The sequence below is a fragment of the Candidatus Eisenbacteria bacterium genome, from assembly GCA_016867495.1.
GTDB lineage: Bacteria > Eisenbacteria > RBG-16-71-46 > CAIMUX01 > VGJL01 > VGJL01.
The window spans coordinates 1-11,815 of record VGJL01000076.1; the positions used below are offsets into that span (position 1 = coordinate 1).

The 11,815-nt window shown below is 67.0% G+C and carries 9 protein-coding genes; 1 reads left to right on the top strand and 8 read right to left on the bottom strand.

The window, feature by feature from the left end:
• From FJY88_08305 to FJY88_08340, 8 genes are all read right to left on the bottom strand, one after another.
• Nucleotides 1-862: hypothetical protein (locus FJY88_08305; protein MBM3287334.1), on the bottom strand; the 862-nt coding region annotated here is incomplete at its 3' end.
• 3 nt (nucleotides 863-865) lie between these two features.
• A complete protein-coding gene (locus FJY88_08310) occupies nucleotides 866-1,807 on the bottom strand; it encodes a DUF58 domain-containing protein (protein ID MBM3287335.1) in 942 nt (313 codons plus the stop codon).
• Nucleotides 1,808-1,827: 20 nt separating this feature from the next.
• Nucleotides 1,828-2,826: a MoxR family ATPase gene (locus FJY88_08315; GenBank protein MBM3287336.1), complete on the bottom strand. Its 999-nt coding sequence runs from the start codon at nucleotides 2,824-2,826 to the stop codon at nucleotides 1,828-1,830.
• 284 nt (nucleotides 2,827-3,110) lie between these two features.
• On the bottom strand, nucleotides 3,111-4,388 hold the full coding sequence (locus FJY88_08320; GenBank protein ID MBM3287337.1) for a hypothetical protein: 1,278 nt from the start codon (nucleotides 4,386-4,388) through the stop codon (nucleotides 3,111-3,113).
• Nucleotides 4,385-6,004 (bottom strand): DUF1957 domain-containing protein, encoded by a 1,620-nt coding sequence (locus FJY88_08325; protein MBM3287338.1) that lies wholly within the window; start codon nucleotides 6,002-6,004, stop codon nucleotides 4,385-4,387. The genes FJY88_08320 and FJY88_08325 overlap by 4 nt, the downstream gene beginning before the upstream one ends.
• A 16-nt stretch (nucleotides 6,005-6,020) precedes the next feature.
• Nucleotides 6,021-7,847, bottom strand: a complete 1,827-nt coding sequence (locus FJY88_08330; protein ID MBM3287339.1) for a DUF4912 domain-containing protein — start codon at nucleotides 7,845-7,847, stop codon at nucleotides 6,021-6,023.
• Nucleotides 7,848-7,855: 8 nt separating this feature from the next.
• Nucleotides 7,856-10,279 (bottom strand): DUF3536 domain-containing protein, encoded by a 2,424-nt coding sequence (locus FJY88_08335; protein MBM3287340.1) that lies wholly within the window; start codon nucleotides 10,277-10,279, stop codon nucleotides 7,856-7,858.
• A gap of 138 nt (nucleotides 10,280-10,417) precedes the next feature.
• Entirely contained in the window at nucleotides 10,418-11,008 is a 591-nt protein-coding gene (locus tag FJY88_08340) for a superoxide dismutase (GenBank protein MBM3287341.1), read from the bottom strand.
• Between the two features lie 395 nt (nucleotides 11,009-11,403).
• On the opposite strand from FJY88_08340, the gene FJY88_08345 reads away from it, so the two are divergent.
• Nucleotides 11,404-11,815: GNAT family N-acetyltransferase (locus FJY88_08345; protein MBM3287342.1), on the top strand; the 412-nt coding region annotated here is incomplete at its 3' end.

The following is an 11,815-nucleotide window of genomic DNA, read 5'->3' on the forward strand; positions in this document are numbered from 1 at the left end:
CCGGCCCCGCCCCCAATGGATCGAGCCTGAGCCGCTCGATCGCGAGGTTGTCGATGGAGAGCCTGCGCGCCGGGATGAGATAGACGCGCGGCCCGGCCATCGCGGCCCGGCTCAGCGCCTCCGGGATCTTCACGGTCGCGCTGTCGCCGCTCTGGCCGCTCTCCGCCTGCCAGGCCTCGAGATCCGATCTCTGGAAGTCGGAGACGATGAAGAGCTCTCGGTTGATCGTCTTCGCTTCCGCGAGGAGGGCGAGCGCTTGCGAAACGGCCTGCCGCAGATCCGCGCGGGTCGCCCCGATCGCGGAGCGCTCGATCTCCTGGCGGAGCAGGCCGGGATCTGCGACGCCCGTCATGTAAGGGAAGCGAACCGGCTGCGCGGCGAGCCCCACCACTCCGCGATCTCCCTCCCGCATCAGCGACACGACCTCGAGGGCGCGCCGCTTGGCCGAGGCGAAGACCGTTCCTTCCTCGGAGAGCCAGGCTCCGCCCGGCGACAGCGTCGACTCCTCCCCGCCGGGAGGGCCGCTCGCGTGAGGATCGCGCGCCGCCATGCTGAAACTGTTGTCGAGGATGACGGCGAGGGTCGTGCTGCCCCGTCCGAGCGCCCCGCCGCCCGCCCGCATGGCGGGGCGCGCGATCGCCAGGGCGAAGAGGCCGATGATCAGCACGCGCAGAGCCAGAAGGAGGAGCTGCCTGAGCTGCAGCCTCCGCACTTTCTTCTTCGAGACCTCCTTAAGGAACTCCAGGCTCGGGTAGTGGACCTCCCGCGCCCTCCTCTTGCTGAATAGATGGATCAGGATCGGAAGGGCGGCGGCCGCCAGGCCGACCAGGAAGATCTGGTTGAGAAACTGAATGGGGAGCACGGGTCAGTGCAGACGCGCGCGCTTCTCGAGGAAGCGCAGCAGAGCCGTGTCGAATGGCGTGTCGGTCAGGATTCTCTCGTAGGCGATCAGGTTCGCGCCGCACTCCTTCTTGTAGAAGCCGATCCTCTCCTCCATGAGACGGCGGTACTCGCCGCGGATCTCCCAAGGCTGGAGGCTCAGTCTGTCGCCCGTCTCCATGTCGACGAAGACGGTCTCGTCCCGATAGTCGAAGCGCTCCTCGCGCGGATCCTGGAGGTGGAAGACGACCACCTCGTGCTGGCGGTGGCGGAAGTGCTTCAGGCTCCTCATGACCCGCTCCGGATTGGCGTCCCACAGATCCGAGATCAGGATCATCAGCCCTCGCCGCTGCGTCCGGTCGGCGATCTGCTCGAGGCAGGCGCCGACGTCGGTGCGCCGCAGCTCGCTTTTGCTCTTCGGTGACAGAGACTCCCGCAACGCTTCCTCCAGCCCCGTGAAGAGGATCCGCCTGTGCGTGCGCGCGCTGCGCGCGGGGATGATCTTGTGGATCCGGTCCGAGAAGAGCAGCAGGCCGACCGCGTCCTGCTGCTGGAGCATGAGGTAGACGAGCGCCGCCGCGAGGTAGGTGCCGTAGCGGACCTTCTCCAGCCGCCCCTCGTCGGCGAATGGCGTCGACGAAGAGACGTCGAGAAGGATGTGCGCGCGGAGATTGGTCTCCTGCTCGTATTCCTTCAGATAGAAGCGATCGCTCTTCGCATAGACCTTCCAGTCGACGTGGCGGATCGGATCTCCCGGCATGTACTGGCGATGCTCCGCGAACTCCACGCTGAAGCCGTGGTATGGGCTCTTGTGGAGCCCGGTGAGGAACCCCTCCACGATCATCCGGGCGATCAGATCCAGGCCCTGCAGCTTCGCGAGGAACGAAGGCTCCAGAAGGACGCGGTAGCTCTGATCTGCGCGGACCATCTTGCCAGTATCCCGGGGGATCAGGCCTGCTTCGGCTCGGGGACCGACTCGAGGAGCCGGGTGACGAGCTGAGGCACCCGAACCCCTTCGGCCTCGGCGCTGAAGTTCGCGATGATCCTGTGGCGAAGCACAGCCATCGCCACCGCGCGAACATCCGACACGGAAGGCGTGAGATTCCCGTTCAGGACGGCCCGTGTCTTCGCCCCGAGAATCATGAACTGCGATGCGCGGGGGCCCGCGCCCCAGCTGACCCAGTCCCTTATGAAGGGGAGGCTGCTCGAGTCGGGCCGGCTCTCCCGCGCGAGCCGCACGGCGTAGGAAACGACATGCTCCGAGACGGGAACGCGCCGGATCGTCTTCTGGATACGCAGGATGTCGCCGCCCGTGAGAACGGGCTTCACCTGCGCCTCGAGCGACCCGGTCGTCTGGGTCACGATGCGGACTTCCTGGGACTCGGTCGGGTACTCGACCGAAATGTGGTACATGAATCGGTCGAGCTGCGCCTCCGGGAGCGGGTAGGTCCCCTCGAGCTCGATCGGGTTCTGCGTCGCGAGGACGAAGAACGGCGGGCTGAGCGAGAAGGTCTGCCCCGCGGCCGTGACCTCCTTCTCCTGCATCGCCTGAAGCAGCGCGGCCTGCGTTTTTGGCGGAGTCCGGTTGATCTCGTCCGCGAGGATCAGGTTGGCGAAGACCGGCCCCCTGACGAACTTGAAGGCGCGCTTGCCCGTGGTGCGGTCCTCCTCGAGGATCTCGGTGCCCGTGATGTCGGACGGCATCAGGTCGGGAGTGAACTGGATCCTGTTGAACTCGAGGTCGAGGATGCGGGCCATCGTCGAGACAAGAAGGGTCTTGGCCAGGCCCGGGACGCCGACGAGGAGGCAGTGCCCGTCGGCGAAGAGGGCACTCAGAAGCTCATCGACGACCTGCTCCTGTCCGACAATGACCTTCTGAAGCTCGCTCAGGATGCGCGCTCTCGCATCCGCGCATTCCTGAATCGCCGATGTCGTCTCCTTCGTCATCTCCGGTGCCATCTTCATCCCTTCCCTATGACTCCGCCCGTTCGGGGTCGGAGGCCGTTCTCCTCACTCGGTCCGCGCTCGATCCGCGACATCTCTCCCGGCGCGCGGGCATCGGCCCGAGCGCCCACTCATCTACACCGGACGCCCCATTCCGCTCCGAGCCGCCAGCGCGACGGATGGACCGTCCCAGGCCCCCGGCAGTTCCCCTCGCCCCGCTAAGTTCGCGGCCGCGGCGCGGGGCTACGGGAATCCGCCGGGGGCCTGGGACGCTGCTCGCCCGGCACCTACCGCAGCCTCATGTCGATCTTGCCCGGGGCGCTCGGCCGATGTGCGACCAGGAACGCGACGGCCTGTGGCGACGGATTCGCGACATTGCCCAGGAGGAAGCGGTGGAGGAGCCAGTATATCTCGGGATCGCCCTGCGCGAGGGGAAGCCACGCGAAGAGCCGCTCCAGAAAGACGCGGTTGAAGATCCCCCTGCAGCCGATTCCCGCCTGGAAGACGCCGTCGCCCCAGTGGACGTAGCGGGTGAATGTCCTCGCGAAGCGGGCCAGATCGGTCCGATCGAAGACGAAGCCGTCCAAGCAGGCCGGGACGATTCCCTCCATGGTGAAGGAGGCATGCGAGATGTCCTCGCAGGCGTTCACCTTGACCCGGCCGGCTCCCCGCGTCGGCTCGTAGTCCCAGATGTACGCGTCCGATGGAGTCCGCTCGAGCCGGTTCTTGAAGAACGCGTAGAGCTTCTCGCTCCGCCGGCGGTACTCCTCTTCCCCCGTGATCTTGTAGAGAAGGTAGAAGTCGCGAGCTAGAATCCCCTGCCTGTTGTAGGGCTGCCAGAGGTAGCGTCTCTCGATCTCCTCGTTGCCCGACATGTACACCGACTCCCCCTCCGCGGGCTTGGGGTCGAGCTGGTAGTCGTGCCACCGCAGGGTTTCGACGCAGCGCTCGACCAGCTTCCCGATGCGCAGCGAGTCCGCGGCCGCGCCATCCGCCGACTTCCCGACCCGGAGGACATACTCGAGGATCGGTTGCAGAATCAGGCCCGAGTGGACGAGGTAGACTTTCCGCTTCCCCTCGCCGTACCGGGATGCGCCCCACCCGGGATTGGACGCGCCGTCCGCGTCCGTCTTGCCTGCGATGTCGTCCCGCGCCGCCATCACGGCCTCGGCGTACCGGCCGAGCCAATCGAGATACCAAGGCTCGCCCGTGGCGTCGTACATGACGACAAGCGCCATCATGTCCCGGCTCCTCGCCCAGGCGAGGCTGCCGTCCTCGTTGGTGAGGTTCTTGATGTGGGTCGCCCAGTAGGCGGCGGGGAAGAGGATGCGGAAGTGGGCCGCGGTTCCATACATGGTGGAGTCGGGGCGCAGATCGTACTTGAAGGTCTCTTTGAAGGAGTAGACGACCTGATCACGCGTCGGCGGATCCTGACTCGAAGGCAGGCTCCAGTCGGCGTTCGTCGACTCCTGGGCCGCTGCGATCGTCGCGCTAGCGCATAGCGCGGCGGCAAGCGCGACACCGGCGACGGCCGCCCGAGCGGCGAGAAGACGGCCCGAACTCACGATCTCGCCTCCTGCCCGGACTCGGCATACACGGTGTAGTCGATCTCCGGGAAGATGTTGTTCTTCCCCTCGATCGTCGACAGCCACCACTCGTCGATCCGGTTCGAGAGAATGTCGTGATAGAGCTTGTTGAAGTTCGAGATGTGCTCGCGCGTCCTCTGGACGGCGTAGCTCACCATCGTCCCCATTTTCATGATGAAGGCCCAGTCGCTGCTCTGGGCCAGGAGCAACTCGCGCACCGCCTGCCGCAGCGCCCGATCGAGAAGAGCGTTTCCCCCTGTTCCGGATCGGTAGCGGCTCGCCAGCTCCACCATACGTTCGGCGGCCGCGTGGAGATGGGGGTAGATCCAGTCGTTTGCGCCGCTGAGCCAGACCTCCGCGTATCCCTTGTAACCCCAGGACGAGGCGGAAGGGGTCGCGACCTGATTCACCGGATGGCGGTCCAGGTACTCCCAAGGAGTGATCGTCGAGATCGTCTTCTGGTCGTATGCGATCTTTCGCAGGAGGAAGTCGATCCACTGCGGGCCTTCATACCACCAGTGGCCGAAGAGCTCCGCGTCGTACGGGGAGACGATGATGGGCGCGCGGCCGAGGAGGGCGTGGAGATGCTCCACCTGGCGCTCCCGGTTGAACATGAAGTTCCCCGCGTGCACGGCGGCCTGCTCCCGCGCCCAATCGAAGTTGTACGGCTCCTTGTGCGTTCCAGGTCCGGTGATCCGGTAATACTTGATCCCGAGGTTGCAGCGGTTGCCGTCCTTGTGCAGATAGGGGCGGACGTAGTCGTAGTCCAGATCCCACCCCACGTCACGGTAGAACTCCCTGTAGTTTGAATCGCCCGGATATCCCTCCTTGGCGCTCCAGACCGACTTGGAGGATTCGAGGTCGCGGCCGAACGCCGCCACGCCCGCGCGCGTGAGAATCGGGGCGAAGACGCCATACTTGGGCCTCGGAGAGGCGTGGAGGATTCCGTGGGTGTCCGTGAAGAAGTACTTGATCCCGGCCTCGCGAAGCACATCCTCCAGCCCTTCCTCGTATCCGCACTCCGGAAGCCAGATCCCCTTCGGGGGACGGCCGAAGTGACGTTGGTAGTCGCGCGCGGCCGTGACGATCTGCCCGCGCCACCAGGTGCGATTCCCCAGCATGAGGGGGAGGAAGCCGTGGGTGGATCCGCAGGTCAGGATGTCGAGCGCGCCCGCGTCCTGGAACGATCGGAAGGCGGAGAGCAGGTTGCGGTGGTAGCGATCCTCGAAGGTCTCCCGCGCTTCCTTGAAGAGCCTGTTGTAGTGGACGGCCAGAGGATGAAACTCGGGCAGCCAGCGGGTCCGCTCCATCTCCCGCTCCGACAGGTCGATCAGCTTCTCGATGTGACGCAGGTATCGTTCCTGAAGCACTCCATCGCTCAGCATGCCCGCCAAAGGCGGCGTGATCGACATCGTCAGGCGGAAGTGGATCCCGTCGTTCAGAAGCCGCTCGAAGACGCGCACCAGCGGGATGTAGGTCTCCGTCAGCGCCTCGAAAAGCCAGTCCTCTTCGAGGAAGTCCTCGTGCTCCGGATGTCGCACGTAGGGCAGATGCGCGTGCAGGACTAAGCAGAGGTATCCTTTTTCCATGCCCATCGTCGCGCCCCGGGAGCTAGATCTCGGGCTCTTGCGCGGATGATGGCTCGCGCTCGGCCGAGGTCGTCTGTCTCCTCACGACGGGGGTGATCGTCCGCTCGGAGAGGCCGTCCGCCGATGTCGCGACGCACGGGATCTCCTGCGCCCCGTCGGGGAGCTGGAACCGCAATGTGAAGGTCCCGTCGGGACGAAGCTGGATCGGCCGGCCCTGCACCGTCAGCCGGGCGTCGGGCTCCGTCGCGCCGTAGACGACCAGCTCCGTGTTGACCTGGAACCAGAATCCGCGTTGCCTGGGAGCGCCCAGCGCGCCGCTGCCCATGCTGCCGAGCATGCCCGAGAACCATCCTTCCCTCTGTCTCTCGAGAAGCGACTCGCCGAGCTCGGCGGAAGATGCCGATGCGCCGCCCGCGCCGTGCCCGCCGGAGAGGGAGTAGATCTGCTTGAACTCCTCCTCCGTCGAGGCCCACTCCTCATCGAGCACGCCGCTCATCGAGGCCCGGGGAGTGCGGACCCTGTTGCTGCGCGCGAGCGGATGGAAAGTGCCGTCGCGAGTCAGGATCCCGATCATCGCGTCGTACGAGCAGTCCGATTGTGGAACCTGGAAGTACCAGTTCCTCGCGGCCGGGTTGAGCTCGATGTCGAAGTGGCCGCCGGGCGGTCTCGAGGCGTCGTCGGTGTGGATCTGGACGCGCAGCAGCCACTTGTGATTGTCCCAGAGGTCGCCTGCGCGCGAGCGCACGCGGTCGATCGCCGCCGGCGTGACCTCCCAGTAGGCGTGCACCCAGTGCGGATCCCGGACCATGAGGGCGATCCTGTCCTTGCCGTACGAGCCGGGGACATCGATGGGATGTCCCGCCCGATCCTCGAGATCCGGCCTCGGCTGCGCGACAGGCGGGGCGACGACCCGAGCGAGATGCTCCGGGATCGACGCGGGCCGCGGAGGCTCGAGCGGCGGCCGCGCCTCGCGACGGCGCTGTTGATCCTGAGGAACGTAGCCGCCTCGCCGGCGTCCCTCGCTGGAACGCCGGAGGTGCTCTCTCGCCTGGAGGGATCGTTCGACGCTGTGAGGATCCATCCTACGATCGCGATCCGCGGGACGCGTTTCTCTCCGATCTCCGCGCATCGGGCCGCCCTTCTGCTGGAATCGATCGCCCTGCCGGCGATCGTCCCTGGAACGTCCTCCGCCCGACATGCGACCGCGCATCCGATGCGGATCCCCGTCAGGACCGCCGCCTCCGGGCCGCGGGCCCCCGCCTCCGGGTCGCGGGCCCCCGCCTCCGGGTCGCGGGCCGCGCCCGGGGGTCGACTTGCGAATCTCCTCGACCCGGGACAGCTTCATCGCGGGATCGGTCTGCGGAATGCCGCGGCGAGGAACGAAGGGGCCCTCCCGCGGAGGCCTCTGAGGAAGCCAGGGCTTCCGGCCGTTCATCGGTTGGGATTCCCTCGGAGCGGGTTCCCCGCGCTGCGTCTCGCCGCCGCGATCCGGTCGAGGCCGCTCGGGAGGAGGCAAGGGGCGGGTGGGTTCATGCGCGGCCCCGGGGGCAGGAACCGGTCTCGCGACCGCGGGCCGGGCGGGCTCTTGGGCGGGCGCATCGGAGGCCCGCGCGGCGGCCTGCTCCGGAGCAGATGCGCTCTTGCCCGCGCGCCGTGTCGCCTTCTTCTCCCCGCCCGCAGGCGGGTCGGCGGCCTTGGGTCGGGGCGCGGTGGGGAGCTTCTTCGCGATCGCCCGCGCCAGCTCCTCCTTCGACATCGCGCTCCGGCCCGGGACATCCATCTTGCGGGCCATCTCTATCAGGTCCTTCTTGGACTTGGCCGTCAAGTCATCGGCTCTCATCGAGAACATCCTCTCTTTCAACGTGAAGCGGGTCTGGCGGCATGAGCGCGCGTTCCCTTGAAGGAACGCAGGCTCAGGTTCGAGTGTTCCGCGAGTCGGATGAGCACATCTGGGTCTATCCGGTCGCTCGGGGCCGCCGTGCCCGCCAGCCTGGCTGCGACCGTCGTCCTGTGGTGGCTCAGCAGAGCATAGACCATCTCCTCAAGCCTTGTCCGCTCGATCTCCAATCCCGTCGCATCCGCGGCGAACAGCAGATCGAGGCTTCGCGACAGGTCGTCCGTCGCTGCTTGTTCGGGATCCAGCAAATTGGCGGCCAGGGCGCGCTCGATCGCGCGGGCGACCGGCCCGGCATCGCCGCGCACTCCCGACTTCTTCGCCAGATCCTCGACTTCCGCGAGCTCGGCCCGGACCCGATCGCCGCGGAGTTCCCGCGGCGGGACCGATGCCAGCCGCTCGGCGATCGCGACATAGCGGCGATCGATCACATCCCTGGCCAACGCGTGGAAGACCTCGGGGAGGATCATCTCCTGCCCGTGGTAGCGCTCGATCAACGCCCTCGAGGACTCGAAGATCTCATCGAACCTCTCTTGCTGTCGCAGGAGCATGTCGTTCAACAGGGATCGCAGGACCCTCGCGCGAGCCTCGGGCGTGAAGTCGTCGACTGACCGCCGCATCGCGACCCGATCCGGGTCGTTCCCTGTCCGGCGGACCTCGACGGAGAGGATCTCCGCGGAATCGCTCGAGACCGTCGCGTCGAACTCCCAGGAGTCATCGATCGAGACGTCGCGCACGCGCACGCGCGCGCCGAGCCGTCCCGCCTCGAGACTCCCCTCGCGGCGATCGATCTCGACCGTGACCGCGCGGGAGATCTTGTCCTCGCCCGCGGCCGAGACGGCCCAGAGCCCGGCCGACTCCAGCGCGATCCGCTCGGGCGGCATCCTGGCCGGCCAGACGAACCTCCTCCAGACGTCCGCCCCCGTGCCGATCTCCGGGATGTTGCTCCTGGCCTCGCCGAGGTGATCGAGGAGCAGCTTCTCGAGATTCGTCTTGGTGAATGGCTGGGCAAGGTCGATCGCCCGCGCCGCGTAGGTCAGGTTCTGCTGCGCCTCGATCCCGGCGATGTCGGCGAAGAACCAGGCGCACGAGGTGAACATCAACATCCCCTGGTGCTGGGACTCGAGCAGGCGCCAGAGCTTGCGGCGCTCGGCATCCGGGAGATCGCGCGAGGCGTGCCTGCGGAGAAACGGCTCCCGCGTCCGCTCGGCGTCCAGGAGGATCTCGATGTAATCATCGCGCGCCTCCCACGGATCCTCGAGCAGGGGCGAGGCTTCGGCGATATAGATCTCGTTGAGTCGCTCCTGCAGGCGCTCGAGCCCCTTGCGCAGGGGCGCGCGCCACTTCTGGTTCCATCCGGGCTGGCCTCCCGTGGAGCAGCCGCAGTCGCGCCTCCACCGGTCGATCCCGTGCCGGCAGGACCACGAGGTCCCCTCGTCCTTCGTGCCGAAGTCGATCTCGACCTCGTGCTGAGGGGGATGCAGATCGAGGTAGCGCCCGTAGTTCAGCATCCGGAAGCCGCGCAGGGGCGCCTCGCGGGCGATCAGATAGGCGAGGCACATGTCCCCGAACGGCTCATGGTGCCCGTAGACTTCGCCGTCGGTCGCGATCTGGACGAGCGCGTCAACGGCGCCGCCCCGGGCGGCCTGCAGCCGGTCGGCGAATCCCGACGCGTTTCGCAGCAAGCGCTCGAAGGAGACGGAGGCCGAGATCGGCCCGTCATAGAAGAGGACGTCGATCGCGGCCGATCCCCCGCCCGTGACGGGGACCACGGTTCTGTAGGCGCGGCGCGGATCGATCGCTCCGCCCGAGACGTCGCTCCATGCCCCGCCGCCGATCGGGCGGAATCTCTTGGCCTGCTGGGGCGAGAGGATGATGTAGCGGATCGCGAACTCGGCCAGGATCCGCAGGGTCTCGGCGTCGATCGCCGTCTCGGGGAGCCAGATCGACTCGCTGGGCCGCCCGAACCTGCGCTCGAACTCGCGCAACCCCCAGAGGATCTGGGTCCGCTTGTCGCGCTCGCTCGCCAGCGGGAGGATCGTGTGGTTGTAGGCTTGGGCGATGGCGTTTCCGTGGCCTTCGTTGCGCTCCCGCGACCTCGAGTCGGCCTGGAGGATCTGGCGATACAGTCTCGGCTCCGCCGCCTCCAGCCAACGCAGCAGCGTCGGGCCGAAGTCGAAGTTGATCCACTCGAAGTTGTTGACGATCTCCTCGATCCGCCCGCGCTCGTCGAGCACGCGGCTGCGCGCGTTCGGCGCGTAGCACTGCGACGAGACCCGCGCGTTCCAGTCGTGATGGGGAGCGGCGCTCGGCTGCCTGGGGAGCTTCCCCGTCCAGGGGTTCTCCCGCGGCGGCTGGTAGAAGTGTCCGTGAATGATCAGGTCCATCAGCTCGCGTTTCTTCGGTGAATCGGTGGGGGGACCGATCGCCCTCGCGTCGCGTGGGGCGCGTCCCCGGGAGGTGGTGGCGGCGGCGCGGGCCGGCGGCGCCGGCCTGCCACCACATCTATCATCGGCCCGGATCCTCTACGCCTTCAGTCTGGCGTAGCGCTCGTTGACGACGTTCCAGTTGACGTTCCTGAAGAACGCCGCGAGGTAGTCCGGCTTCTTGGTCCCGTAGTCGATCATGAAGGCATGCTCCCAGCAGTCGAGCGCCAGGAGGATCTCCTGGTGGGCGGGAAGCCCGATGTGGTGCTCGAACATGATGTAGCTGTGCAGCTTCTTGTCGATCCGGTTCATGGTGAGGAGCACCCAGCCCGGCGTCGACCCGGCGGCTCCCTTCATGTTCGCCTCGAAGGCCTCGTACTTACCGAAATCGCTCTCGATGGCGGCCTTGAGGGGCTGCGAGATCTGTCCCCTCTCGGGGGCGATGTTCTCGAAGTAGAGCTGATGAAGATAGGAGCCGTTGAACGCCACGGCCTCGCGCCGCTTCAGCTCGCTGAACTCGCCGAAGGAGTAGTTGCTCGCCGAGGGATCGGCCTTGGCGAGCTTCTCCTCGATCTCGTTCAGCTTGTTGACGTAGCCCGCGTAGAGGCCGAAGTGGGCCTTGAGCTGCGCCTCGCTCAGTCCATCCACCTTTCCGATGAGGTGGTCGAAGTTCTTGATCTCGTGCTTCACTGGTCTTCTCCTCTTCGTCCGATTCTGGCTAGGAACGATCCGCGCGCCTCGCCGGGCGGCTGGCTCGAGTTCGCATGGTCCAGACCGAGTCGGTACGTTGGTGGGCTTCTCGATAACTCCGGCCTGGCGTGTATCCGGCCGGATCCACGTCATCCTACATCGATCGAGGCCGATATGCTCCCGGAAAGGTGTTTCGCGGGATCGCGGGACGGTTCGGGGAGCGGGGCGATGGCAGCCCCGGCTGCGATCCGACTGGACGAGGGCGGCCGGTCACGGGGCAACCGCTTGCCGGAGGCCTGGTTATCAGGGCGGTCGTGCCTCGGTCGAGGCGCCGGGCCCCGCAGTCCCCCCAGCGGCCTTGACCCTGGCGGCCGGACGCGCCTAGCCTGCCGCCCATGGCATCGACTCCGGCGGGAAAGGGTCCGATCCGCGTGCGCCGGATCGCGGAGAGGGATCGCGAGGCCGTCAAGCGGATCCTCTTCCGCCGCTGGGGCCCGCCTGGAGTGGTGAGCAGGGGACGGCTCCACGCCGCGCACGAACACGCCGGCTTCCTGGCCGAGGAGGGCGCGAGAATCGTCGGCCTCGTGACGTACGAGACGAGGCGGGGCAGGTGCGAGGTCGTCTCGCTGGATGCGCTTCGCCGAGGGGGAGGAATCGGCACGAGGCTTCTGGCCGCGGTCGAGAGACGCGCGCGTTCCCTCGATTGCCGGGAGGTCTGGCTCATCACGACGAACGACAACCTGCGGGCCCTCCGCTTCTATCAGCGTCGGGGCTACGAGATCCGGGCGGTCCATTCGGGATCGCTCG

Coding starts and splice junctions, on each gene's coding strand:
- FJY88_08310 (MBM3287335.1), bottom strand. CDS start 1,807: ATGGTCCGCGCAGATCAGAGCTACCGCGTCCTTCTGGAGCCTTCGTTC.
- FJY88_08330 (MBM3287339.1), bottom strand. CDS start 7,847: ATGTTCTCGATGAGAGCCGATGACTTGACGGCCAAGTCCAAGAAGGAC.
- FJY88_08335 (MBM3287340.1), bottom strand. CDS start 10,279: ATGGACCTGATCATTCACGGACACTTCTACCAGCCGCCGCGGGAGAAC.
- FJY88_08315 (MBM3287336.1), bottom strand. CDS start 2,826: ATGACGAAGGAGACGACATCGGCGATTCAGGAATGCGCGGATGCGAGA.
- FJY88_08325 (MBM3287338.1), bottom strand. CDS start 6,004: ATGGGCATGGAAAAAGGATACCTCTGCTTAGTCCTGCACGCGCATCTG.